General features: G+C 67.0%; 25 protein-coding genes. 8 read left to right on the top strand and 17 right to left on the bottom strand.

Going from position 1 to position 24,511, the window contains the following annotated elements; genetic code table 11:
- Positions 1–3 precede the first annotated feature (3 nt).
- The gene (locus U6958_RS13795) at positions 4–1,560 is read right to left on the bottom strand and encodes a methyl-accepting chemotaxis protein (protein ID WP_016446409.1); all 1,557 of its coding nucleotides are present in this window, start codon (positions 1,558–1,560) and stop codon (positions 4–6) included.
- A 123-nt stretch (positions 1,561–1,683) separates the two neighbouring features.
- On the opposite strand from U6958_RS13795, the gene U6958_RS13800 reads away from it, so the two are divergent.
- Positions 1,684–1,947: a VF530 family DNA-binding protein gene (locus U6958_RS13800; RefSeq protein WP_208607068.1), complete on the top strand. Its 264-nt coding sequence runs from the start codon at positions 1,684–1,686 to the stop codon at positions 1,945–1,947.
- Between the two features lie 134 nt (positions 1,948–2,081).
- On the opposite strand, the gene U6958_RS13805 is transcribed toward U6958_RS13800, so the two are convergent.
- A complete protein-coding gene (locus U6958_RS13805) occupies positions 2,082–2,957 on the bottom strand; it encodes a LysR family transcriptional regulator (RefSeq protein ID WP_016446407.1) in 876 nt (291 codons plus the stop codon).
- 122 nt (positions 2,958–3,079) lie between these two features.
- Between U6958_RS13805 and U6958_RS13810 the strand changes: the two genes are divergently transcribed.
- Positions 3,080–4,093 carry an NAD(P)H-quinone oxidoreductase gene (locus tag U6958_RS13810; protein ID WP_034366753.1) on the top strand — a complete coding sequence of 338 codons (1,014 nt, stop codon included), beginning with the start codon at positions 3,080–3,082 and terminating at the stop codon, positions 4,091–4,093.
- 17 nt (positions 4,094–4,110) lie between these two features.
- On the opposite strand, the gene U6958_RS13815 is transcribed toward U6958_RS13810, so the two are convergent.
- The 4 genes from U6958_RS13815 to U6958_RS13830 form a co-directional block, all read right to left on the bottom strand.
- The gene (locus tag U6958_RS13815; RefSeq protein WP_034366750.1) at positions 4,111–4,785 is read right to left on the bottom strand and encodes a hypothetical protein; all 675 of its coding nucleotides are present in this window, start codon (positions 4,783–4,785) and stop codon (positions 4,111–4,113) included.
- A gap of 4 nt (positions 4,786–4,789) precedes the next feature.
- Positions 4,790–5,308, bottom strand: a complete 519-nt coding sequence (locus tag U6958_RS13820) for a carboxymuconolactone decarboxylase family protein (protein ID WP_074922898.1) — start codon at positions 5,306–5,308, stop codon at positions 4,790–4,792.
- A gap of 11 nt (positions 5,309–5,319) precedes the next feature.
- The gene (locus tag U6958_RS13825) at positions 5,320–6,324 is read right to left on the bottom strand and encodes a tripartite tricarboxylate transporter substrate binding protein (RefSeq protein ID WP_046238354.1); all 1,005 of its coding nucleotides are present in this window, start codon (positions 6,322–6,324) and stop codon (positions 5,320–5,322) included.
- Positions 6,325–6,401: 77 nt separating this feature from the next.
- Positions 6,402–7,256 carry an amidohydrolase gene (locus tag U6958_RS13830; RefSeq protein WP_061289477.1) on the bottom strand — a complete coding sequence of 285 codons (855 nt, stop codon included), beginning with the start codon at positions 7,254–7,256 and terminating at the stop codon, positions 6,402–6,404.
- 133 nt (positions 7,257–7,389) lie between these two features.
- Here U6958_RS13830 and U6958_RS13835 point away from each other — a divergent pair, with 133 nt between their 5' ends.
- On the top strand, positions 7,390–8,283 hold the full coding sequence (locus U6958_RS13835; protein ID WP_016446401.1) for a LysR family transcriptional regulator: 894 nt from the start codon (positions 7,390–7,392) through the stop codon (positions 8,281–8,283).
- Positions 8,284–8,326: 43 nt separating this feature from the next.
- Here the strand turns inward: U6958_RS13835 and U6958_RS13840 are convergent, their stop codons facing one another.
- Positions 8,327–8,965: a LysE family translocator gene (locus U6958_RS13840; protein WP_016451462.1), complete on the bottom strand. Its 639-nt coding sequence runs from the start codon at positions 8,963–8,965 to the stop codon at positions 8,327–8,329.
- Entirely contained in the window at positions 8,962–10,332 is a 1,371-nt protein-coding gene (locus U6958_RS13845) for an MFS transporter (protein WP_074922958.1), read from the bottom strand. The genes U6958_RS13840 and U6958_RS13845 overlap by 4 nt, the downstream gene beginning before the upstream one ends.
- Positions 10,333–10,421: 89 nt before the next feature.
- Between U6958_RS13845 and U6958_RS13850 the strand changes: the two genes are divergently transcribed.
- On the top strand, positions 10,422–11,357 hold the full coding sequence (locus tag U6958_RS13850; protein WP_016446398.1) for a LysR substrate-binding domain-containing protein: 936 nt from the start codon (positions 10,422–10,424) through the stop codon (positions 11,355–11,357).
- Between the two features lie 245 nt (positions 11,358–11,602).
- On the opposite strand, the gene U6958_RS13855 is transcribed toward U6958_RS13850, so the two are convergent.
- The 4 genes from U6958_RS13855 to U6958_RS13870 form a co-directional block, all read right to left on the bottom strand.
- Entirely contained in the window at positions 11,603–12,010 is a 408-nt protein-coding gene (locus U6958_RS13855; protein ID WP_016446396.1) for a PRC-barrel domain-containing protein, read from the bottom strand.
- Positions 12,011–12,187: 177 nt separating this feature from the next.
- Positions 12,188–13,972, bottom strand: a complete 1,785-nt coding sequence (locus U6958_RS13860; protein WP_074922899.1) for a bifunctional diguanylate cyclase/phosphodiesterase — start codon at positions 13,970–13,972, stop codon at positions 12,188–12,190.
- Positions 13,973–14,032: 60 nt separating this feature from the next.
- Positions 14,033–14,494, bottom strand: a complete 462-nt coding sequence (locus U6958_RS13865; protein ID WP_244160508.1) for a BLUF domain-containing protein — start codon at positions 14,492–14,494, stop codon at positions 14,033–14,035.
- Positions 14,495–14,663: 169 nt separating this feature from the next.
- Positions 14,664–15,566: a LysR family transcriptional regulator gene (locus U6958_RS13870; protein WP_074922900.1), complete on the bottom strand. Its 903-nt coding sequence runs from the start codon at positions 15,564–15,566 to the stop codon at positions 14,664–14,666.
- Between the two features lie 128 nt (positions 15,567–15,694).
- Here U6958_RS13870 and U6958_RS13875 point away from each other — a divergent pair, with 128 nt between their 5' ends.
- Positions 15,695–17,191 (top strand): MFS transporter, encoded by a 1,497-nt coding sequence (locus U6958_RS13875; RefSeq protein ID WP_074922901.1) that lies wholly within the window; start codon positions 15,695–15,697, stop codon positions 17,189–17,191.
- Here the strand turns inward: U6958_RS13875 and U6958_RS13880 are convergent.
- The gene (locus U6958_RS13880; protein ID WP_074922902.1) at positions 17,172–18,554 is read right to left on the bottom strand and encodes a PLP-dependent aminotransferase family protein; all 1,383 of its coding nucleotides are present in this window, start codon (positions 18,552–18,554) and stop codon (positions 17,172–17,174) included. The two genes, U6958_RS13875 and U6958_RS13880, sit on opposite strands and share 20 nt — an antisense overlap.
- A gap of 174 nt (positions 18,555–18,728) precedes the next feature.
- Between U6958_RS13880 and U6958_RS13885 the strand changes: the two genes are divergently transcribed.
- Entirely contained in the window at positions 18,729–18,965 is a 237-nt protein-coding gene (locus U6958_RS13885; protein ID WP_016446390.1) for a hypothetical protein, read from the top strand.
- 19 nt (positions 18,966–18,984) lie between these two features.
- On the opposite strand, the gene U6958_RS13890 is transcribed toward U6958_RS13885, so the two are convergent.
- From U6958_RS13890 to U6958_RS13905, 4 genes are all read right to left on the bottom strand, one after another.
- Positions 18,985–19,785: an amino acid ABC transporter permease gene (locus U6958_RS13890; protein WP_074922903.1), complete on the bottom strand. Its 801-nt coding sequence runs from the start codon at positions 19,783–19,785 to the stop codon at positions 18,985–18,987.
- Positions 19,782–20,444, bottom strand: a complete 663-nt coding sequence (locus U6958_RS13895) for an amino acid ABC transporter permease (protein ID WP_074922904.1) — start codon at positions 20,442–20,444, stop codon at positions 19,782–19,784. Before U6958_RS13895 ends, U6958_RS13890 begins: the two co-directional genes overlap by 4 nt.
- Positions 20,445–20,447: 3 nt before the next feature.
- Positions 20,448–21,350 (bottom strand): glutamate ABC transporter substrate-binding protein, encoded by a 903-nt coding sequence (locus U6958_RS13900; protein WP_016446387.1) that lies wholly within the window; start codon positions 21,348–21,350, stop codon positions 20,448–20,450.
- Positions 21,351–21,448: 98 nt separating this feature from the next.
- A complete protein-coding gene (locus tag U6958_RS13905; protein ID WP_074922959.1) occupies positions 21,449–22,759 on the bottom strand; it encodes a flavin-dependent oxidoreductase in 1,311 nt (436 codons plus the stop codon).
- A gap of 70 nt (positions 22,760–22,829) precedes the next feature.
- On the opposite strand from U6958_RS13905, the gene U6958_RS13910 reads away from it, so the two are divergent.
- Together U6958_RS13910 and U6958_RS13915 are read left to right on the top strand one after the other, a co-directional pair.
- Complete coding sequence (locus tag U6958_RS13910; protein ID WP_074922905.1) at positions 22,830–23,435, top strand: TetR/AcrR family transcriptional regulator; 606 nt, start codon at positions 22,830–22,832, stop codon at positions 23,433–23,435.
- A gap of 73 nt (positions 23,436–23,508) precedes the next feature.
- Complete coding sequence (locus U6958_RS13915; protein WP_074922906.1) at positions 23,509–24,510, top strand: NADP-dependent oxidoreductase; 1,002 nt, start codon at positions 23,509–23,511, stop codon at positions 24,508–24,510.
- The last annotated feature ends 1 nt before the right edge of the window (position 24,511 follow it).

Raw genomic sequence — 24,511 nt, forward strand, 5'->3', positions numbered from 1 at the left:
GCTCTAGAGTTTGAACGAAGCCGTCAGGCGCGACAGCTTCTCCGATTCTTCCTGCAGCACCTGGGTGGCAGCCGAGGACTGCTCGACCAGGGCGGCGTTTTGCTGGGTCACGCGGTCCATGTCGGTCACGGCATGGCCCACCTGCTCGATGCCGCTGCTTTGCTCGCGGCTGGCCGAGGCGATTTCGGTCACGATGCCCGTGATGTTGCGCACCGTGGTGACCACCTCGCGCATGGTCTGGCCGGCCTGGTCCACCAGGGTGGCGCCGGCGTCCACGCTTTCCACCGAGGTCTGGATCAGCGTCTTGATCTCGCGCGCGGCCGAGGCGCTGCGCTGTGCCAGCGTGCGCACCTCGCCCGCCACCACGGCAAAGCCGCGCCCGTGCTCGCCCGCGCGCGCCGCTTCCACGGCCGCATTCAGCGCGAGGATATTGGTCTGGAAGGCAATGCCGTCGATCACGCCGATGATGTCCACCACGCGGCGCGAGGAGCTGTTGATCTCGCCCATGGTGGCCACCACCTGGTCCACCACGGAGCCGCCGCGCTCGGCCACGGAACAGGCGCCCGAGGCGATCTGGCTGGCGTGCTGGGCGTTCTCGGCGTTCTGGTGCACGGTGGCCGTGAGCTGCTCCATGGAGGCGGCGGTTTCTTCCAGCGAACTGGCCTGGCGCTCCGTGCGCTGCGACAGGTCCACGCTGCCCGTGGCGATCTCGCCGGCCGAGCGGTGGATGACGCCGGCCGTGTCATGGATGCGTGTCACCAGCTGGCGCAGCTGCTCGCTCATGCGCTGCACGGCGGCGATCACGCTGCCTTCGGGGGCCTGGGCTGCGCCCGCCAGCCCCGACTGCGACAGGTCGCCCGAGGCGATGCGGTTGGCAATCTCGGCCGCCACCGCCGGCTCGCCGCCAATGGCATTGAGCACGCTGCGCGTGGCCAGCCACGCAATCAGGGACAGCAGTGCGCCCAGCACGGCCAGCGCCGCCACCGACTTGGTGATGGTGGCGACAAAGGCCTGCTGGATGTCGTCCACATAGTCGCCAGCGATCAGGTCCCAGTTCCAGGCCGTGGAGCGCCTGGCATAGGCCAGCTTCTCGCTGGGCTCCTTGGCGCCGGGGCGGGGCCACCAGTACGTGAGGTAGCCGCTGCCCTGGGCCGACGCGCCCACGGCGGCAATGTTGCGGTACAGGTAGTTGCCCTTGGCATCCTGGAAGCCGCCCATGTTCTTGCCGTTGATGCCCGGGCTTGCGGGATTGTTCAGCACCACGGAATCCGTGGTGATGCTGGTGATGTAGCCTGCGCCGCCTGCATAGCGCAACTGGCCCACGCGGGCAATGGCGGTGGCCTTGGCTTCTTCCTCTGTCAGCTTGCCGGCCTTGGCCTCGGCGGCAATCGCCGCAATCAGGCTGTCGCCCGCATCGACGAAGTCGCGCAGCGCCTGCTGCCGGGCCTCGTAGGCCTTGTCGCGTGCCTGGTAGGCGTTGAAGAGGGTGAGCGCAAGCAGCGCGAGAAGGCAGAAAACCAGCGGTGCCAGCAGTTTCTGGCGAAGGGACAGGGCGGGCATGGTCGGGGAGCGCAGCAGAAGGCCAGGAACGCCACAATGCTACAGAAACTTACGGCATGGTTGCATGTAATTACAAATAAAGCTGCGGTCCGCAGCACTGCAAAGGCGGGCGAAAATCGCGCCATGCAAGAAACCCCGCCTCCCGCCGCCCAGCCCCGCAATCCGCTGCACGGCGTCACGCTCGAAGCCATCGTCCTTGCCCTGGAGGCCCGCTACGGCTGGGCCGGGCTTGCGCGGCAGGTTCCGGTGCGCTGCTTTGCGCTGGACCCCAGCGTCAGCTCCAGCCTGAAGTTCCTGCGCAAGACGCCCTGGGCGCGCGAGAAGGTGGAGGCGCTCTATCTGGAGATGCTGCGCAAGGACAGGCACAGGCCTGCTTTCCAAGACTGAAGGCGCAGCCGGTGGCCACCGGGCAGCCTGTCCGGTGCGCTGGCGCAGGTTCTGCCGATCATCGGCTCCCGCTGCATGCCTGCATGCCTGCATCCCTGCCGCCGTGATTGCCGCCGCCCTGGACAAGCTCGGCATCACGCAGGCTCCGCGCCCAGCGCCTGGGCCAGGAACTCGGCCGTGACGCGCACCCGGGCCGTGCGCTGCAGGTCGGGGTGCATGACCTGCCAGACCTCGTAGTCGTCCGAGCGCTGGCGCTGCGGCCAGATGCGCAGCAGGCCTTCGCGCTCGCCCATGCTCACGGGCATTTCGCCCAGGCCTATGCCGGCCGCCACGGCCTTGCGCACCAGCAGGCTGGAGTTGGCGGCCATGGCGATCCTGGCCTGGCGTGCGGGCACGTCCACCATGGTGGGAACGGGCCGCTGCTCCAGGAAGGGACCGTAGACCACGAGGTGGTGGCCGCGCAGTTCGTCCTCGGCCACGGGCTCGCCAAAGCGCGCCACATAGGCGGCACTCGCAAACAGTCCTACCGGCCATGCCGCCACGCGGCGCACCACCAGCTCGGGCGCCTCGGGGCGGACGTTGCGAAACGCGATGTCGGCCTGGCGGCGGCCCAGGTTGAGCATCTGGGTGGACACCTCCAGGTCCACGCGGATGCCGGGCCAGCGCTGCTGCAGGCGCTCGATGGCGGGCAGCAGGAATTCGGTGGCAATCGAGTCGGTGCTGGTCACGCGCACCAGGCCGGCCGGGCTGTCGTCCAGGCCTTCGATGCGCGTGCGCAGGTCCAGCGCCGCGCCCTCCATGCGTCGCGCCGCGCCCAGCGCTGCCTCGCCAGCGGCCGTGAGCAGGTAGCCATCCCTGGCGCGCAAAAACAGCTTGCTGCCCAGCTCGGCCTCCAGCGCGTTCAGGCGGCGGCCCACGGTGGCCTGGTCCACGCCCAGGATGCGTGCGGCCGCGCGCAGGGAAGGGGCGCGTGTCAGGGCGAGAAAGATGCGCGTGTCATCCCAGTTCATGGCGGTTGGCGTGATGCAGATTTGCAGCACTTTAGAGCGAAATCGCTGCGTTCGAGCGGCTGGCGGCAGTCGTAAGCTCGGGGCATTCGTTTCTTCAACCTGTTTTTGGACACTCTTTCGCCATGAATGACGACGCCCGCATGCAAGCCATTGTTTTCGACGATTTCGGCGGCCCCGAAGTGCTCGTGGCCCGCGACGTGGCCCGGCCCGAAGTCCGGCCCCATGACCTTCTGGTGCGCAATGCCTCCATCGGCGTGAACCGTGCCGATGTCTCGCACCGCAAGGGCGCCTATGGCCGCGCCCACTTTGGCGAATCCGACCTCATGGGCCTGGAGATCGCCGGCACGGTGGTGCAAGTGGGCGCCGAGGTGCAGGGCTTCGCCGTGGGCGACCGCGTCATGGGCATCGTGGGCGGCGGCGCCTATGCCGAGCTGTCGCGCATCGACCACCGCATGGCCATGCATGTGCCCGAGGGCCTTTCGCTGACGGATGCCGGCGCGGTGGCCGAAGTCTTCGTGACGGCGCATGAGGCGCTGTTCCACCTGGCCCAACTGCAGCCTGGCGAAGCCGTGCTCATCCACGCGGCCGGCAGCGGCGTGGGCTCGGCGGCGGTGCAACTGGCGCATGCGGCCGGGGCGCGCGTGTTCGCCACGGCCAGCGGCGACAAGCGGGCGGCTGTCTTGGGCCTTGGCGCCGACGTGTTCATCGACTACCGCAGCGAAGACTTCCAGGCCGTGGTGGCCGAGCAGACCGGCGGCCAGGGTGTGGATGTGGTGGTGGACTTCATCGGCGCCCCGTATCTGGAGCGCAACCTGCGCTCGATGGCCATGGGCGGGCGCATGGTCTGCGTGGGCCTGCTGGGCGGCGCGCTGGCGGCGGCCGTGCCCATGGACGTGCTGCTGTACAGGCACCTGAGGATCTTCGGCACGGTGATGAAGTCGCGCCCGCCCGAAGTCAAGCAGGCCATGGTCCGGCGCTTTGCCCAGCGCTGGCTGCCCGCACTGGCGGCCGGCACCATCCGCCCCGTGATCGACAGCACCTGGCCGCTGGCCGAGGCCGCGCAGGCGCACCGGCGCATGGAGTCGGGCCAGAGCGTGGGCAAGCTGCTGCTGATTCCCGGGCAGGGCGGTCAATAGGGCACTCAATAGGGCGTTCAATAGGGCGGCCAGGCCCCATCCCCCGCGTCCACGGTCGCGAACATGGTGCGCACGGTGTGCGTGAAATGCGGCCGCGTGATGTCGCTCCAGGCCGTGGCGCGCACCTGCAGCCAGGCCGGGCAGCCCAGCACGCCGGGGTTTTGCAGGTCATAGCAGGCCAGGGACAGCGGGCCGCCGTCGTGGTTCAGGTAGCGGCGTGAATGGATGTTGCCCTGCACGGCGGCCAGGCCCGGCATGTGTTCTTCGTCGTACCAGCGAAAGATCTCGGGCGCCCAGCCTTCGGCCGGGTCCATCTCCACCGTGTAGTGGGCATGGCGCTGCTGCCCGTGCGAGGCGCCGGGCCGGTCGAAGGCCAGCGTCAGCCTGGACGCCGCAAGGTTTGATGCGGCCGGCAGCATGGCCTGCGCCGCCGCCTGCACGGCAAGCACTGCGGGCCGCGAGACGCCGATGCGGCCCGGCAGCTCCACATAGACGTAGATGCGCCCCGTGCTGGCCGACCAGGCGAATCGCTGGACGGTCAGGCGCACGCCCAGGCCTGCCGCCTGGGTGAGGGCGTCGCCAAACGCAGGACCGTAGGCGCTTCTTGCGAGTGCCTTGGCGCTCGCCAGGCAGGGCGCTGCCATCGTCCATTGCAGCAGCAGGCAGTCGGCAGGTATGCGGGAATCAGCCATGCCTTCAGTGCCCGATATGGAATGCGGTGAGAAAGCGCGAGACCATGTTGTAGGCCGCGATGGTGGCCACCAGGTCCACCTGCTCCTGCGCGCTGAAGCGGGTCTGCACCTGGGCGAACAGCGCGTCGGCGACGGTGATGTCGCGCGTCATGGCATCGGTCAGGCGGATGGCAAGGTGCTCTTGCTCGGTCCACGGCGCATCCGCGGCGCAGGGGATGCTGCGGGTCGCCTCGATGGCCGCATCGCTCTTGCCCGCCTTGTGGGCATGGGGCACATGGGCATTGAATTCATAGGGCGCGCCGTTGAGCACGGCCACGCGCAGGATGACCAGCTCGCGCAGCCCTGCATCCAGGCTGCTGCGATTGCGCACGGCCGACAGCATCTGCTCCCATCCGTGGGCGATGGGTGGGCTGTTGAGCAGCACCTGGTAAAGCTCGGAAATGCGGCCGCGTTCGGCCAGGATGCGCGATTCCACAGCCGCCAGTTCGGGGCGGGTTCCGGGGAGTACGGGTTGGATTCTCATGGGGGCTCGCTTCAGTCGGGGGTGATGCCGTTGGCGCGTACCACGCGGCTCCATTTGAGGGTGTCGGCCTGCAGCGCCCTGGCCAGCTCGGCCGGCGTGCTGCCCACGACTTCGGTGCCAGAGGCTTCCAGGCGGCTTTTGACCGAGGGCGTGTTCAGCGCCCGCTGCACGGCCTGGCTCATTTTTTCGGTCTCGGCCGCTGGCGTGCCCTTGGGGGCGAACAGGGCGTACCAGTTGTCCGAATCCACGCCGGTGATGCCGATCTCGGCAAAGGTCCTGACCTCGGGAAAGCGCGGGTGGCGCCGGCTGGCGGCAATGGCAACGGGCTTGAGCTTGCCGGCGGAGATCTGTCCGATCAGCCCGGGAATGTCGCCAAAGAAACCATCGACATGGCCCGCCACCACATCCGTGATGGCGGGCGCGGCGCCCTTGTAGGGAATGTGGGCGAGCTGGATGCCCGCGTGCTCTTTGAGCAATTCCATGGCCAGGTGCGGCACGCTGCCCGTGCCGGACGAGGCCATGGTCAGCGGTGTACGGGCCTGGCGTGCGGCTGCCACGAACTGCGCGCCGTTGCCGTAGGGTGCCTTGGCGTTGACCACCAGCATCTCCACGTTGCTGACCACCAGCGACACCGGTGCGAGGTCGGTGGCCGGCTTGTAGCCGAGCTTGGGGTACAGCGCCGGGTTGATGGCCACGGCGCCCACGCTGGTGAGCCACAGCGTGCGCGTGTCCGGCTGTGCGCGCGATACGTATTCGGCCGCAATGGCGCCGTTGGCACCGGCCTTGTTCTCGACCACGACGATGCTGCCCAGCTCCTTGCCCAACTGCTCGGCCAGCGTGCGCGCCACGAAGTCCACCGGGCCGCCCGGCGGAAAGGCCACGACGATGCGCGTCATCTGCGGCTGCGCGGGCGCAAGCGCGGGCCATGCGGCGCAAACCAGGGCAGCGAGCGGCGCCAGGGCCGCCAGCGCCATGGACAGGCAGCGCCTGCGGCGGGTGGAAGGGATGCTTGTCATGGATGTCTCCTTTTATGGGTATCTGTGGGCAGGGCGACGGGCGATGAGCCACAGGCGACAGGCGCCGTCTGCGGTCCTCAGAACCGGTACAGCCGCTGCGGGTTGTCCACCAGCAGGGCCTGCCGCAGCGCTGGCGTGGGCGCGATGTCGGCCAGCGCATCGACCAGCAGGCCGTCGTCGGGCACGTGCGTGTGGTTGGGGTGGGGCCAGTCCGTGCCCCACAGGCACTGCGTGGGAAAGCGCTCCACCAGCAGGCGCGCCAGCGGCTTGCCCTGGGCATAGGGCGGCTGGCTGTCGATGCGGTCCACGCCGCTGACCTTGACGTGGAACTGCGGCTGGTCGGCCAGCAGCTGCATCAGCGCCTGGAAATCTGCATGCCCTGCGCCCAGGCGCGCATCCACGCGCCCCATGTGGTCGATCACCACGGGCACGGCACTGGCCTGCAACTGCCGGCCCACCGTATGCACCAGGCTGCTTTCGAAATGCACCTGCAGATGCAGGCCTGCCGCGGCCAGGCGCGGGGTCAGCGCCAGAACGTCTTCAATGCGGGCGCCGGCCAGGTGCCGCATGAAGTTGAAGCGCACGCCCCGGAACCCCGCACCCGCCAGCCGCGCCAGCTCGCCATCGGACACATCGGCGGCCACCAGCGCCACGCCCAGGTAGTTGCCGCCACCGGCGGCAATCGCGTCCTGCACCGCACTGTTGTCCAGGCCGTGGCAGGCGGACTGCACGATCACGCAGCGCGACACGCCCAGGTGGCGGTGCAGTGCAAACAGCGTGTGCTTGCCCGCGTCCGCCGGGGTGAAGCTGCGCCCGGCCGCATAGGGAAACTGGGTGCCGGGACCGAACACATGCACATGGGTATCGCAGGCGCCCGCAGGCAGCTGCAGCGCGGGCTTGGAGGGGGACAGGGCGTAGGTGAGTTCAGGCATGGGGCTTTGCAACAAGGCAGCGACAGCGAAGGCTTGTGGCGATTGTGGGCGGGCTTGCCGCGAATGAGGCATAGACTTGGCTGATACCTGCTATCAGCCAAAAGCATGCTGAAAGCCCTTGCCAAGGAGAACCATGGACCTGACGCGCCTGAGCTATTTCGCTGCGGTGGCCGAGGCCGGCAGCTTCAGCCGCGCCGCCGCCGCCCTGCATTTGTCGCAACCGGCCCTCAGCCGACAGGTGCTGTTGCTGGAGGGGGAGCTGGGACAGCGGCTGCTGGAGCGCACCGGGCGCGGCGTGGTGCTGACCGAGCCGGGCCAGGCGCTGCTGCAGCATGCGGCCGGCATCTTTGCGCTGGCCGCGCAGGCCGAATCGGACATGCAGGACCGGCTGCGCAGCCCGCGCGGGCGCATCAGCATCGGCCTGCCGCCCTGGGTGGCGCGCTCCATCGCCGCAGACCTGGTGCAGGGCTTTTTGCAGCAGTACCCCGACGTCACCATCTCCATCGAGGAGAACCTGAGCATCAGCCTGCGCGAATGGCTGATCGCCGGGCGCGTGGACATGGCCCTGCTGTTCGATCCCCCGCACTCGCCGCAGATCACCACGGAGACCCTGCTGCGCGAGCCACTGGTGCTGGTCAGCAGGCATGCGCTGCCCGCCAAGGTCCGCATGGCGGCGCTGTCCCAGCGCAAGCTCGTCATGGCGCGCGGTCCCAACGCGCTGCGCAAGCTGCTGGAGAGCTACACCGTGCCGCGCGGCGTGCCGCTGCACATGCTGGCCGAGGTCGATTCCGTGCACACCGTGCTCTCGCTGGTGGCCCGGGGCATGGGCGACTCCGTGCTGCCGCTGAGCGCCATCCAGGGCACGGCCTCGCCGTCGCAGCTGTCGATCGCGCAGATCATCTCGCCCGTCGTGCGCAACCGCCTGGTGCTGGCCATTCCGCGCGCACGCCCGTCCACCCGCGTCACGCGCTTTGCAGAGCAGCTGATCAAGCGGGTGGTGAGCGAGCGGCTGGGCTTGCCGGGTTGATCCGACAGCTGTTGAACGGCCAGTGCGAAGCCCTGGCCCGCACTCAGCCCAGCTTGTGCCGCGTCCTGAGCAATCCCAGGCCCAGCGCGATGAAGGTGCCGCCCACGATGCGGTTGAACAGCCTGGCGTGCGCCAGCACGTGGCCCTTGATCATGGAGATCAGCAGCACATAGCAGGCGTGCGAGATCAGGGCGCAGACCGCGAACGTGGTGGTCAGCACCAGGTACTGCGTGAGCAGCGGCTCGCCCGGGATGACGAATTGCGGGAACAGCGCGGAGAAGAACAGGATGGCCTTGGGATTGGTCAGCGACACGCCCAGGCCCTGCGCCACCAGCTGCCAGTTCCCGCGTTCACGCCGGTGGGCAGGCGCCAGGCCGGCGTCGCTGCCCAGCAGCGCGTCCTTGCTGCGCCAGCGCTTGACGCCCAGCCAGATCAGGTACATGGCGCCTGCCACCTTCATGACCAGAAATGCGTGGGCCGACATGCTGAGAATGGTGCCCATGCCGATCATGGCCAGCCCGGAGACCACGAAGATGCCCACCGAGCTGCCCAGCGAACTCAGGGCCGTTCGCCTGGCGCCCACGTCCACCGAGTTGGAGATGGCCAGCAGCACTGCCGGGCCGGGAGTGAAGCACATCAGCAGCGAGACGCCGCAGAAAACAAGCCAGTGGGCGATGGTCATGGTCGGTGCGAGGAGGCCGTGGGAAGACAGCCGGTATTCTCGTTCAATAACGCCCCCTGCGTGGCCCCGGGGTTGCCGGCCACCCCGGCCCGTGCAAACAGATGCATGGCCCAGCCCGCGCAGGCCGCCGCGCAGGCCCAGACCAGCCCCCAGCCCTGGGCCGACAGCAAGTGCGGAATGGCCAGCGGCACCAGGAAGCACACCGCGAACACCGAGGTATTGGCCATGCCCAGCGCCGTGCCCGCGCGGGCCGCGCCGGCCAGCCCGGCCAGCTGCGTGTAGGCAACGCCGTGCCAGGCGGACACGCAGATACCGCACACGCCCAGCATCACCATCAGCACCAGGCCCATGGCGGGCGACACTGCCGATGCGCCCGGATGGCTGCTCCAGCTCAGGGCCGCCATGCCTGCGAACAACGCCAGGGTGAGCTGGCAGCAGGCCCGCAGAAAGGCCGGGCGGTTCTGGCGCCTGTCGGTCCAGCGGCCGCTGCAGATGCGCAGGGCCATGGAGGCGAGCTGCACGGCCGACATGACAGCCGCCGCCACGCCCAGCCCCAGGTGGGCATGGTCATGCAGAAACACCGTTCCGAACGAGAGCACGGCGAACTGCGGGGCGCACAGGATGCCGATGCCGGCGGCCATGCGCCAGGCTTGCCGATCGCGCAGGGGCCCTGGCGCGGATGGCCCGGCCCGGCCTGGCGCAGCGGCCTTGCCTGAGGCCGGTGCATGCGCTGGCTCCTGAATCCACAGCGCTGCAAACACCGCCGCCGCCAGGCACAGCGCCGCCAGCACGCCATAGACGGCGGCAAAGCCTGCATGCGTGGCCAGGCCGGTCAGCAAGGGGGCGCCAATGGCGCCGCCCAAGGGCACGGCGGTCTGGCGGATGCTCATGGCCAGGCCGCGCTCGCCTTCGGCAAACCAGCCCATGACGGCCCGGCCACTGGCACCGTTGACGCTGCCGCCCAGCAGCCCCACCAGCACCAGCCCGCCGGCCAGCAGGCCGAACGAAGGGATATGGTCCGGCGATGGCGAGGCCCACAGCGCCATCGCCGCCAGGGCCAAAGCCGTGCCGCACAGGCCCAGCAGCAGCACCGGCCGGTCGCCCCAGCGGTCCGTCAGCAGGCCCCAGGGCAGTTCGCTGAGCGCAATGCCCAGGCCCATCAGCCCCAGCGCCAGGCCCAGCGTCTGCGTGTCCAGCTGGTAGCCCGAACGCATGAGGATGGCCGTCATGGGGATGCCGCTGAAAGCCACGGAAAACGCGGCGTTGGCGATGACGCCAGCGGCCAGCACCTTCCATCGGTGGCGGGGCGGGCGGGGGGAAGCCAAGGGGCTGGGATTGGCGCTGCGGCCGGCAGGAGAAGAGGTCATGGCCGGCAGTATGGTCAGCCCCAACCATCCTGAAAATCACATAATTTCGTATCTACAATCCAGTTTTTCAGCACGATGAAGGCTTGGCAATGACACGTGTGCTCTATGACCTGGATGTGCTGCGCACGTTTTGCACCGGCGTCGAACTGGGCAGTTTCGCCCGCGCCGCGGACAAGCTCGGCCGCTCCACCTCGGCCGTCAGCGCCCAGCTCAAGAAGCTGGAATCCCAATGCGGCACGCCCTTGCTGCGCAAGTCCGGCCGGGGGCTGGTGCTGACGGAGGCCGGAGAAACCCTGCGCGGCTACGCGCTGCGCCTGCTCGAACTCAACGACCGCGCCGTGGCGGCCGTGCGCGGCAGCGAACTGCGCGGCCTGGTGCGCCTGGGCCTGCAGGAAGACCTGGGCGAAAGCGTGCTGCCCCATGTGCTGGGGCAGTTCGCGCGCGCCCATCCCCATGTGCGCATCGAAGCCAGCGTGGCCCGCAGCGATGAACTGCGCGAGCGCATCGCCCTCGGGCAATTCGACCTGGCCCTGCTATGGGATGCGGGCGTGAACCACGCGTGCGTGCATGGGGAGCACATCATGCGGCTGCCGCTCCAGTGGATTGGCCCGGCATCCATGGACGCGGCCGACGCCGGCTGGGCACGCTGGCGCAGTGGTGCAGCGCAGGACGACGACGTGCTGCCCCTGGCCATGCTCGATGCGCCTTGCCCCTTGCGGGACATCGTGACGGCTGCGCTGGACAAGAAGGGCATGGCCTGGCGCCATGCCTTCAACAGTGCCAGCCTGTCCGCCGTCTGGGCCGCCACGGCTGCAGGCCTGGGCCTGTCCGTGCGCACGCCGTTCGGCCTGCCCGCGCACGTCAAGCCGCTGGATGCGCAGGCCCTGGGCCTGCCGGCCCTGCCGTCCATGGATCTGATCCTGGGCCGTGCCACGCTCGATGCGCCAGCGCCCGTGGACCGGCTGGCCAGCATCCTGGTCGATGCGGTGCGCGAGCATATGCGCGCGCAGAAACTCGATATATAGGGCTACTTCTTCGCAACCAGGCCACTGAACAGGTAGAGCTGCTTTCCATTGCTGTTGTCTGCAAGGCAGGGCAATGCCTGAATGCACAGCGATATTCCCAAGGATACGGCGACGATTGTTTTCATTGACTCGCGGATATTTTTTGGTATGAATCTGATCCGCCGCGATCATATGGTCCTGCACGGCCGCCCACGAAAAAGCCCTGCAACGCAGGGCTTGTCAAAGAAGCAGGGCGCGCGCCCGGCTTACTTCTTGGCGTACTCGAATTTGGGCAGCGCCTTCAGCGCGTCCTTGGTGGCGCCGGGCAGCGTGATCTTGTTGTTTTCCACGCGGAACTGGTTCACCGGAATGGCCACGTCATGCTTGCCCATGCCCAGGAAGCCGCCGGCGCCGACGATGGCGTAGGAGACCGCCTTGTCGGGTGCGACGATCACGTCGTCGATCTTGCCCACGGCCTTGCCTTCCTCGTTGTAGACGCTCTTGCCCAGCACGGACTTCTTCAGGCTCCAGCCCGTGGCCACGGCCTGGACTTCGGTGGCCGCCACGCCCAAGGTGGTGGTGCCCGCCACGGGCTGTGCCCAGCTGGTCGAGGCCGTGGCTGCGATCAGCGCGGTTGCGATCAAACCCATCTTCAGCGTCTTGAGACCTGTCATAGAGAACTCCTGGAAAACAAAATTTGAAGCCCTCATTAGGAGTGCAGCCCGGCAGCGGCGAGATCGGAAAACCAAGCAAAGCCATGTCAGCCGATCCAGCGCCACGGTGAGGAGACTGCCTACAGTCGTCCCGCCAATTGCCTGCGCCTGCGCCCGGCATGCCATGGGCAAGGCCCTTCATTTTCCCTGTGCGTATCGATTGCGCTCTTCGACGAATTTCCTGATTTCCGATGCCTCCATGGGCCTGCTGAAATAGTAGCCCTGTATCTCATCGAACCCCAGCGAAACCAGCAGATCGAAGACTTCGGCGCTGTCAACGCCTTCTGCCACAAGGCGGTAGCCAAGGTCCGAGGCCATGGTCATGATGGATTTGAGCACGGCCAGCGCCCGCTCATTGGTATCGACGTCGCAGACCATGGAGCGGTCTATCTTCAATATCTCGGCAGGCAGATTCTTGAGTGACGCAAGATTGGAGTAGGCGGCACCAAAATCATCCAGTGCGACCTGGATTCCGAGTTTTCTGATGTGCTGAAGCGCCTGGACCGTGCCATGGCCTGTCAGCACATCGCTTTCGGTGCACTCGATCACGATATTTTCCAGGGCAACGCCATATTGACTGCACATGGCGTTGAGGTAGTCCGGAAAATCGACCTCGTCCAGATTGCGCGGCGAGACATTGATGGAGACCTGGAGGTCGAGACTTTCCGCTTTCCAGGCCGCAACCTGCGCCAGCGCCGTTTTGATCACGAACCGCGTCAGGCCATGGATCAACGGCGTGGCTTCCACCAGGGGGATGAATTCGCTGGGCGGAATTTCCCCCATTTCCGGGTGCTTCCAGCGGATGAGCGCCTCCAGCCCCTTGCAGCTGAAACTGCGGTTGTCGAATTTGGGCTGGTACACCAGCCGCAGCTGCCCCTTGTCCAGCGCATGCCCAAAGTCCCGCAATAGCCGATAGGATCTTCGCTGGCGGCTGTCCTCGTTCTCCTCATAGCGGTGAAGTGACCGATGGTTGTGGCCAGCCTGCTGCACGGACACCATGGCCTTGCGAATGACATCATCGACCTCGGCCTGGGCCAGGCGGAACCGCACCACGCCTGCCCGGGGCTGAAGTTCGAACCGGAGATCGGCACTGGTGATGGGCTTTTGCAGGTGTTTCAGCAATTGCCTGACCAGGGCCTCTTCATCTTCTTGCCTGCCCGCGCTGATGATCCAGGCAAACCTGGCCAAGCCCACGTGGTACACGGTTGCGTGCGGCCCCGTCATGTCCGTGACGGCCTTCGCAATGTCACGCAGGAGCTGCTCGACATAGTTCAAGCCCAGCGCATTGCTCATTTCCAGCAGGCTGCAATGGTTGATCGCTTCCATCAATACCAGGCTGCGTGCCTCCTGCGGGGCCACAATGCAAAGGCTGTTCAGGTCGGACTGGAGCTGCGAGCGATTGTGCAAGCCCGTGACCTCGTCTACTTTTCCAATGCTGTGATGGTATTGGATCTGAGCCTGCACTATCGCAGCCATGGCGGCCAGTTGCCGGCCTTGCTCTTCAGAGAAGGTTCTGGGTCGGGTATCGATGATGCACAGGCTGCCGATGGCATGGCCGGAATTCATGATCAGGGGAACGCCGGCATAGAACCTGATGTTCGGTTGGCCGGTTACCAGCGCATTGCCTGAGAACCTGCGGTCAAGGTGCGTGTCAGGAATCACCATGATTCCTTCGTTTCTGATGGTGTGGTCGCAGAAGGCGTCCGTGCGCAGGCTGCCGTCCATGTCCACACCTACGGGCGCCTTGAACCATTGCCTGTGCTCGTCCAGAACCGTGATGATGGCAATCGGCACCATGAACATCTGGCTGGTCAGCTGGGTGATGCGCTGAAATTCCCGTCTGGCGGTCATGTCCAGGATTTCAGCGGTCTGAAGTCCGAGCAGTTGCTCTTTCTCGGATTCGGTAGTCCAACGGGTGAGCATCGATTTCCTGCCTCAGTGAACCCACATCATGAAAATCCCGCTCCGCTTTGGCCCAAGGAATTACTGAACATCCAGAAGCGGCAACAGCTCCTGCAATTTCGCCAGCGCACCAGGGCCTTCAAGCTTGGAAATCGTGCCCAGATGTTCTGTATCTTCCACAATCACATAGGCCATGGACCACTTGGCGAAACGTCTTTGATCAATGCGCGTTTGCGGGAACATCGGCGTGAAGTTGATATGTCTTTCGTCGCGCGAGATGGACTCCACCAGCAAACCCAATTGCCGTGCCGGCCCTTCGACATACTGAAAGAAACGTTCCCCGTCGAAAACCAGCATGCCCGTGATCCCGGCCGACCCGTTGAAGGAGCGTGCGGTCTTGATGATGCCCGCGATGCAGGTGGTGTCGGCCCCTGGTGCCAACTGACTGTGATAGAGGAAGCACTCCAGAGAACTCTCCTGCATAACCTCGCGCCTTTCTGTGTTGTAGGCCGGCGATGGTATGGCCTGCGCGGGACGGTTCACGTAGGTGTGCAACCCGTTGTTGCATATGTAACCATCCCGGCCTCCAGCGCCTGCTGCATCTGGCGCTGGTCAGCCTTGGTCTGCTGATGGGCTGGCCCATCTGCATGGGTATCTGCATGGGTGCATGGGTGCATGGGAGCGGCGATGGCAGCCCGCTGGCTGCGGGCGCTCATGGCGAATCAGCCTTTGCGCAAATCTCCCGTACGCACCCGCGCAGCCAGCGGTGCGCAGGATCGGCATGCAGCCTGGGATGCCAGAGCAATGAAACCGTGATCTGCGGCATGGAGACCGGAAGGGGGAAGCTGTGCATTTGCGCGCGCAGGTTGCCGGTGTGCCGTTCGGGAACGCTGGCGATCAGGTCGCTGGCGCGGGCCAGGGCCAGCGCGCTGGAAAAGCCGTTGACGGTCGCAACGATCTGCCGCTGCAGGCCGAGCGCATTCAAGGCTTCATCAATGGGCCCCTTTTCCTGCCCCCGCCGGGACACCAGGATATGCCTGCCGCTCGCATAGCGCGCGGGTGTGATCTCGCCCTGGCTCAGCGGATGGCCCTGGCGCACGACGCCGATGAAACGGTCTCGGAACAGCGCCTGCGCGCGCACCTCCGGACCTATCGTGCTTGCGACAACGCCGGTCTCCAGGTCGACCGTCCCGTCACGAAGCGGGCCGCTGTCCTTGTTGGTCTTTTGCACGAAGCAAAGCCGTACGCCGGGCGCTTGCTGGCCCACGCGGGCAATGAGGTCCGGTCCGAAATTCTCCACGAAGCCTTCGCTGGTGCGCAGCGTGAACGTGCGCACCAGTTGTCCGAGGTCGGGCTGCCCGGCAGGGCGCAGAACAGCTTCCGTGTCCTGCACCAGCTGGCTGACCCGCTCGCGCAGCTCAAGCGCTCGCGGTGTGGGAACGAGACCCCGCCCGGCCCTGACCAGCAGCGGATCGCCGGTGGTCTCACGCAGCCGCGCCAGCGCCCGGCTCATTGCCGACGGGCTCAGCCGCAACCGCTGGGCCGCGCGCGCAACGTTTCCCTCCGCAAGGAGCACATCCAGGGTGACAAGCAGGTTGAGATCGGGCTTCGGCATGGATTGACCGTAGCACAGCGGGTAGCGACATGGCGTCAAACGCATGAATAAAGTGAGAACAGTGCGCCTTCCGCCATGCCAGGCACGGCACTAGGCTCCTGAGAACTTGAATATGGGAGTCGCCAAAGATGAAGTCCACGTCGAAACCGATCGGTGCCGGAACAGGTGGGGCAGGGGCCGGCGGTGCGCAACAGGGGCCGCCGGTCCGGTGGGTGCTGGCCAGCCTTTCGCTGTCCATGCTGCTGTCCTCCCTGGGCACCAGCATCGCCAACGTGGGATTGCCCACCTTCGCGCAGGCGTTCAACGCGTCCTTCCAGCAGGTCCAGTGGATCGTCCTGGCCTATCTGCTGGCCATCACCGCCCTGACGGTCAGCGCCGGCCGGCTTGGCGATGTCCTGGGCCGCCGACGGCTGCTGCTGGCCGGCATCGTTCTGTTCACGCTGGCCTCGGTCCTTTGCGGCCTGGCCCCCAATCTCTGGCTGCTGATTGCCGCCCGGGCGGTGCAGGGCCTGGGCGCGGCCATCATGATGGCCCTCTCCATGGCGCTGGTCGCCGAGACGGTTCCGAAGGCAAGGACCGGTAGCGCGATGGGCCTGCTCGGAACGATGTCCGCGATGGGCACCACCCTCGGTCCAGCACTCGGCGGATATCTGATCGCCGGACCCGGCTGGCGGGCCAGCTTCCTCATCAACCTGCCGCTGGGCGTCCTGACATTCCTTCTCGCGCATCGATACCTGCCCGTGCATCGCCAAGGGGCGCAGGCGGATCGGGCGCGCTTCGACCACCTGGGCACCTTGCTGCTCGCTCTGACGCTTGTGGCCTATGCACTCGCCATGACGCTGGGGCGCGCAAGCTTCGGTTCGCTCAACGGGGCTTTGCTGTCGGCCGCGGCCTTCGGCGTCGTGCTCTTCGCGAGGGCCCAGGCGGCAGCCGCATCGCCATTGATCCGATTGGAGCGGTTCCGCGATCCGGGCTTCAGCGCGAGCCTGGCCATGAATGCGCTCGTCTCGACGGTGATGATGGCGACGCTGGTGGTCGGGCCGTTCTATCTGTCTCGCGGGCTCGGGCTTGACGAAACCACGGTAGGGTTCGTGATGTCGGTGGGCCCATTCATCGCCATCCTGAGCGGTGTCCCGGCCGGCCGTGTCGTCGATCGCCTGGGCGCTGCCCCCATGGTCATCGCCGGACTCATCGCCATGGCGGCGGGCGCATTCGCCCTGTCCGTGCTTGCGGCGATGTTCGGTGTTGCGGGCTACGTTGCCGCCATCGCCGTCCTGACCCCTGGCTACCAGCTGTTCCAGGCCGCCAACAACACGGCCGTCATGGCCGATGTCGCTGCGGACCAGCGTGGCGTGATGTCGGGCATGCTCGGGCTGTCGCGCAACCTCGGGCTCGTCACCGGGGCATCCGTGATGGGGATGGTGTTCGCGTTCGCGTCAGGGACGGCCGACATCGTCGCGGCGCATCCCGGGGCCATTGCCCACGCGATGCGGATCACGTTCGCAGTCGCGGCAGTGCTGGTCGTGGCTGCGCTCGTGATTGCGATTGCGGCTGCGGCTGCGGCTGCGGCCGCGGCCGCAAGCCGTGCTCCCGCGACCGGCGCGGCTACACCACGGCAGCGCTGAACGACTCCGGCAGCCGTGCAAGCAGATGGGACAGCCGTTGAAGACCGGCGTGCAGGCGTCCACGGTCCTTGATGCTGCCCAGGGAGATGCGGATGGCATTCACGGATTCGCTGCCGGTGGCGAATGCCTGCGCGGGCGTGACGGCGATGCCCTCGCTGTCGGCGGCACGTGCCAGCTGGGCGCTAGTCCAGTACCCCGGCAGCTCCAGCCATACATGCAGGCCGTCTCCGGCGCCGCTGTACCGCCCCGCCAGGATGTCCCTGGCCATCCGGTGGCGCAGGCGCGCCTCCTTGCGCACGCCGTCCATCAATTGCCCGGCCGAACCATCGAGGATCCACTGCGTGGCCAGCGCGGCCGTCACGGGGGTGGCCATCAGCGCAAAGGACCTGAGCGCCACCAGGAAGCGCTGGCGTTCATGCGGGTCGCGCATGAGCACGAAGGCCACGCGCAGGCCGGGCGTCAGGCATTTGGACAGGGTCGAGATGTAGTACACCTGCTGCGGGGCGAATGCGGCAATGGGCGGCGGCGGGACGTCGGCCAGCAGCCAGTAGGGGTCGTCCTCGACGATGCGCACCTGGCAGCGCCTGGCCACGCTGGCCAGCTGCTTGCGCCGGCCTTCCGACATGGTGATGGCGGTCGGGTTCTGCAGTGTCGGATTGAGGTAGACCAGCGCCGGCCTGTGCTCGCGGCAGGCCTGCTCCAGCATCTCCGGCACCATCCCCTGCCTGTCCGCCTGCACCGCCAGGATGCGCCGGCCGAACTGGGCCGCTGCGGCACGCAGGCCGGGATAGCTGGCGGGCTCCGCCAGGATCACGTCGCCCGGCGCGGTCAGCGCAAGAATCAGGGCGGCGATCGCCGCCTGCGCCCCGGGGCAGACAACGATCTGCCTGTCATCCAGACTTCCAAACATCGGCTCCAGCCATTGGGCTGCGGCCTTGCGGTCGGAGTCGCTGCCCCCGCCCAGGTGGTAGGTCATCAGCAGCTGGGCATCGGCCCTCATCAATACCTGCGACAAGCCCTGTTTGAGCATGTCGTCGAAGTCCACGCCCTCGGGCGGCGGCGGGGTGTTCATGCTCAGGTCGAGCACCGAGCTCCATTCGACCTTCGGCGCCGCGACATAGGTGCCTCGCGCGCCGCGTCCCTCCAGCAGGTGGCGCCGCCGGGCCTCGTCGTAGGCGCGGGTGATGGTCGTCAGGTCCACATCCAGCTGTGCTGCCAGCAGGCGCTGCGGAGGCAGGCGGTCACCCGGTTTCAGCGATCCGTCCGCCACCGCTGCCTGCAAGGCATCCGCAATCTGCAGAAAACGGGGGCCGCGCTGCACGGCGAGGCGCGGCAGCCAGCTTGGCAAAGAGTCATCTTGCATGGTTTTCAGCAGCGATGTTGGGGTCCATGTATGGAAATTGCTTTTGGGTAGTATGCGCCACAAGGTGTGGCAGCACCGTGCTTGCATGGCCGTCGCTGACGCTCTGCCTCTCATGTCCGGGAGGGGGGCTCCCCACCGTGGACAGTGCCAAGTCATTGGCTGGAAGTTCTCAAAATGATCGATTGGATCCCCGTAGTCTTCGTCACGTTCAAGGCGCTCGTGTTCGGCACGGCCATGTTCTTCGCCATCAAGTGGCATTACGACCAAGGCAAGAAGAAGGGGGCGGACAGGCGCGAGCTGCTCATTGCGGGCGGCAAGATCGCTGCCGTCTTCACGCTGCTGCTGCTGTGCGTGCTGGCCTTCACCTTCGGCCTTGCCAGGATGCTCGGCATGGATCTGAGCCTTCCCTGAAGGCAGGCACTGGCGGGCCTCAGTGCACGGGCCGGTTCAGCCGCCTGCTCGCCCTGGATATCGCGTAGTTCACAAGGCAGTAGAGCACCGCCACCACCAAGTACACGGGCACCAGCGCGTGGTAGTTGGCAATGAGCACCTTGGCGTTCTGCATGAGCTCGCCGTAGGTGACGATGTAGCCGAAGGTGGTGTCCTTGACCACGATGACCAGTTGCGCGACCAGCGCCGGCACGATGAAGCGCACCGCCTGGGGGAAGACGACGAGCCGGAAGACCTGTACCTCGGTCAGTCCCAGGCTTCGCGCGGCATCGGTCTGGCCGCGTGGCACGGCAAGCACGCCCGCGCGGTAGACCTCGGCCACCACGGCGGCGGTGCTCAGGCCTATGGGCAGGGTCAGCATCCAGTAGGTGCTCAGCTTGATGTCGGCGGCGGGCAGCACCAGAAAGCACACATAGATCAGCAGCAGCGTGGGCGTGCCGCGCAGGAATTCGATGACGGCGACGCTGGGCCAGCGCACGATGCGGGGCCGCGCAAGGCGCCCCGCCAGCAGCACCAGCCCCAGGGCCAGCGCAATCACGGCGGCCATGGCCGACGATGCCAGCGTGCCGAGCAGGCCCTTGGCCAGAAAGGCCCAGGTGGTGGGCCAGGCGAAGAATTCCCAGAACCGGGCCTCGAGCTGGCCTGCCGAATGAAAGCGCAGCGCGATGCCCGCGGCCAGCGCCAGCAGCAGGGCCGCCGCGATCAGGCTGGCCACCTGCGTGACCCGCCGGGCCTGCGGGCTGGGTGCGCCAAACAGAATGTCTTCCAGAGAACGGCTCATCGCAGTATCCGCAGCTTCTTTTCCAGGATGGAGCCCGCCCAGGCGATCAGCAATCCGGTGGCCACGTACATCGCGGCGGCCACGGCGAAGGCGGCCATGCCGGCAGCGGAGTCGTTGGCGATCTTGGACACAAGCGAGGTGAGTTCCCGGCCCGCCAGCGGCACCTGGGATGCCAGCGAGGTGGACAGCATCAGCGCAATGAGCAGCGACGTCATCGGCTGCACCACCGAGCGCAGCGCCTGCGGCAGCACCACGGCCGAGATGATCTGCATGGGCCGCATGCCCAGGCTGAGCGCGGCCTCGATCTGGCTGCCGGCAATGGTGTTGATGCCCGCGCGCAGATAGTCCGCCGTGAACGCGGAACACACCAGCGCCAGGGCCAGGACCACGCTGGGCTCATAGTCGATCACGACGTTGAGATCGGGCAGCGCGAACACGATGAAGATCAGCAGCGCCACGCTGGGGATGTTGCGGAAGATCTCGACGTAGCCCGTCAGCACGAAGCGCAGCGGCGGCAGCGGAAGCAGCCTGAGCACCGTGACGATCACGCCCAGCAGGAAGCCGGGCAGGAACGAGAACGCGGTGAGCTTCCAGGTCAGCAAGAGGGCCTGCCAGAAGGCAGGCCCGTGGTCGGCGAGGAGTCTGGAGACGTCACCCATCGCTCAGGGCAGGGCGGGTGGCGTGGGAACGGCCGTGCTGCCGGTGCGCTGGCCGATGGAGATGGTCCACAGCTTGGCCCAGGTGCCGTCGGCTTCGATTTTCTTCAGGAAGGCATTGATGAAGGCCACGCCGTCCGAGCCCTTGGGCAGGCCGATGCCATAGGAATCCTGCGTGCCGAAGGGCGCGCCCGCCAGCCGCGCGTCGCCGGTGCCCAGGCTCAGGGTGTTGAGCAGCAGGGTGTAGTCGGTCACATAGGCGTCCACGCGGCCCTGGCGCAGGGAGTCCAGCGCTTCCTGGTGCGTCTGGAACTCCTGCACGACCGCCTTGGGCGCGTGCTGCGCCAGGATGGCAGGCCCCGTGGAGCCGGCCTGCGTGGCGACCTTCTTGCCGCCCAGATCGCTGTACGACTGCACGGTCTTGTTGCTTGCCTTGACCAGCACCCCGGCCTGCGAGGTGTAGTAGGGGCCGGCAAACGAGATCTTCTCAGCACGGGCAGGGGTGATGGAGTAGGTGGCAATCACCATGTCCGCCTGGTTGTTGATCAGCACCTGCTCGCGCGTGGACGAGGTGACCTGCGCGAACTGGTACTTGGAGGCATCGCCCAGGATGTAGCGCGTGAGCAGCTGGGCCAGGCCTGCGTCGAAGCCGCGTATCTTGCCGTCCTTCTCGTTGAGCAGGGAAAACAGATTGGAGGTCTGGGTGCTGCCCAGGCGCAGCGTGCCGGCCTGCTTGATCTTGCTGGCCCAGGTGCTCGATGCGATGGTCGCGGCGTCGGCGACGGGGCCTTGCGCAATCAGGGCGTCGAACGCCGCTGTGTTCAGGGGCGCGCCCTGCGCAAAGAGCGAACCGCTGCCCACGATCGCCAGTGCCACCACGGTGGATTTCAGAATGGATTGGATCGGCATGGGGTCTTCCTGCTGGGTCTGTGATGTAAATCTGGGGATGGCTGCCAGGGGCAAGGGCCGATTATGGCGACTCGCGGCCCTTGCCGCCGCACAAGGGCTCAGGCCCCGGCCACGCGCTGCCCTGGCGCAATGGTGGGGGGCGCGGCGTTGAGCGTCTCGATCGCAAAGCCGGCAGCGGCCTTGTACCGGGCCATGAAGCCCTCGCGCTCCTCGCGTGGCAGCACCTCGTCGATGTCGTCGAAGACGCCGCCGCAGCGCTCGTCCACCAGCCCCAGCAGGCCGAAGGGGCCGGCCCCCCGGTTGCGCAGCACCAGCGCCGAGAGGTCCTTGCACAGCTTGTCGTCATAGGCGCGCAGCGCCTGCGGGCCCACGCCGTGGGCAAGGAACTGTGCACCCAGAACGCGCGCGTCCACGATGGCCTGGCTGGCGCCATTGGAGCCCACCGGGTACATCACATGCGCCGCATCGCCCAGCAAGGCCACGCGGCCGTCCACCCAGATGGGCACGGGGTCGCGGTCGATCATGGGGTACTCGAAGACATCCGTGGCGCCGCGCAGCATGGCCGGCACGTCCAGCCAGCCGTAGTCCCAGCCGTCGAAGTGGTGGATGAATTCCTCCAGCGCCACGCGCCGGTTCCAGTCGCCCTGCCGCCAGCCGCCCTGGTTGTCCACCGTGATCTCGGCGATCCAGTTGATGGTGGCCAGGCCCGTGACGGGGTCCGGCGGCGTGATGGGGTACAGCACCACGCGATGGCGCAGCGAGCCCACGCCCACGAAGGATGCGCCGGTGCGCACCGGCACCCCGGGCGTGGTGCCGCGCCACATGATGGCGCCGCCCCACTGTATGGGCGGCTGCGTGGGGTGCATCTGCGCGCGCACGGCCGAGTGCAGGCCATCGGCCGCCACCAGCAGCGAGCCCTGCACCTCCAGCCGCTGGCCATCGCGGGTGTCGATGAGGGCGGTCACGCCCTCGGCATCCTGCCGGTAGCCCACCACGCGCCGGCCCAGCTGCACGGCGTCGTCGCCCAGGCGCTGCCTGACGGCGTTGAACAGCATCATCTGCAGCTGCCCCCGGTGCACCGCGTACTGCGGCCAGCGGTAGCCGGCCTGCAGCCCGCGCGGCTCGGCATACACCTCGTTGCCGTTGCGGCCCACCAGCGCCCATTCCCGCGCCTGCAGGCCGATGGTGTCCAGCACATCGTTGCCGAAACCCAGGTCATGCAGTTCCCGCACGGCGTTCGGCTGCAGGTTGATGCCCACGCCCAGCGGCTGCAGCTGCGCCACCGACTCGAATACGATGCAGGGCACGCCGATCTGGTGCAGCGTGAGGGCAGTGGCCATGCCACCGATGCCGCCGCCGGCAATGAGCACGGGGCGGGATGGATTGTGGTGTGAAGCAGCAGCAGACATGCCGGGATTGTCCATGCAATGGCTGCGGGCGGATGTCCCATCTGCGGCGCGTGCATGGCGCAAACAATGTATGATGACCATCATGCGAAACACAAATTCCAGCGCCCGGGCTTCCGCCAAGGAGGCCACGCATGAGCGCATCGTCTCCGTGGCGGCGCGTGCCATCCGCCGCAGCGGCTATGGCGGCACCGGGGTGGCGGACATCATGAAGGAGGCGGGCCTGACGCATGGCGCCTTCTACGCCCATTTCGCCTCGCGCGATGCCATGCTGGCCGAAGCGGCGGGCAAGGCCTGCGCGGAGTCCTGCGCCGCCGTCGCCGACGTGGTGGCCAAGGCGCCGCCCGGCATGGCACTGCATGCCATGCTGGCCGCCTATCTTTCCAAGGAACATGTCCAGCGCGCCGAGGTGGGCTGCCCCCTGGCGGCCCTGGGTTCCGAGACCTCGCGCCAGGCGCCGGAGGTGCGCCGCGTGGCCACGGGCCACATCAAGGAAATGGTCGATCTCATCGCCCGCCAATCACCGGACTGGGGACTGCCCGGTGTCCACGAGCGCGCGCTCGTCACCTTGTCCACCATGGTCGGCAGCCTGCTGCTGGCACGGGCGGTGGACGATCCGGCCCTGTCCGACAGCCTGCGCGAGGCAGCACTCAAGCACCTGGCGCCGGCCAGCCAGTGATGGCGCATGCCCTGTGCATGTGCCTGGATTTTTTTCGTCTTTACATATGATGATCATCATATAAAGGAGAGCCATGAAGGCATTCATTCTGGAAAGCTATGGAGCGAACCGCGCCTTGCAGCTGGCAGACGTACCCGAGCCGCAGCTGCGTGACGACGAAGTCCTGGTCCAGGTCCATGCCGCAGGCGTGAACCAGCTGGACTCCAAGATCAAGGACGGGCAATTCAAGCTCATCCTGCCCTATCGCCTGCCCCTGATCCTGGGCCACGACGTGGCCGGCGTGGTGGTCAAGGCCGGCCCGCGCGTGCGGCAGTTCAAGCCCGGCGACGAGGTCTATGCACGCACGGACGATTTCCGGATCGGCACGTTCGCGGAGTTCGTGCCGGTCAGGGAATCATCGCTGGCGCCCAAGCCCAAGGGGCTCACGATGGAAGAGGCCGCCTCCATTCCCCTGGTGGGCCTGACGGCCTGGCAGGTCCTGGTCGAGACGGCCCGGCTGGCCAGGGGGCAGAAGGTCTTCATCCAGGCCGGCTCCGGCGGCGTGGGCACGTTCGCCATCCAGCTGGCCCGGCACCTGGGCGCCACTGTGGCCACCACGACGAGCGCGGCCAACTTCGATCTGGTCAGGGGCCTGGGCGCGGATGTCGTCATCGACTACCGCACGCAGGACTTCGAGGATGTCCTGCACGACTACGACGTGGTGCTCAACAGCCAGGACGGCAAGGCGCTTGGCAAATCCCTGCGCGTGCTCAAGGGCGGCGCCAAACTGGTCTCCATCTCCGGCCCGCCCGATCCCGCATTTGGCAGGGCAATCGCGGCGCCCGCATTCGTGCGCCTGGTGATGCGGCTGCTCAGCTCCGGCATCAGGCGCCGGGCGCGAAGCCGTGGCATCGACTACTCCTTTGTCTTCATGAAGGCCGACGGTGGCCAGCTGCGCGAGATCACCCGCCTCATCGAGGCGGGCGCCATCCGCCCGGTCGTGGACAAGGTCTTCGCATTCGAGTCCACCAACGAGGCCCTTGCCTATGCCGAAGCCGGCCACGCAAAGGGCAAGGTCGTCATCAAGATCCGTTGAA

It is taken from the genome of Delftia lacustris, assembly GCF_040267515.1.
Taxonomy (GTDB): Bacteria; Pseudomonadota; Gammaproteobacteria; order Burkholderiales; family Burkholderiaceae_C; genus Comamonas; species Comamonas tsuruhatensis.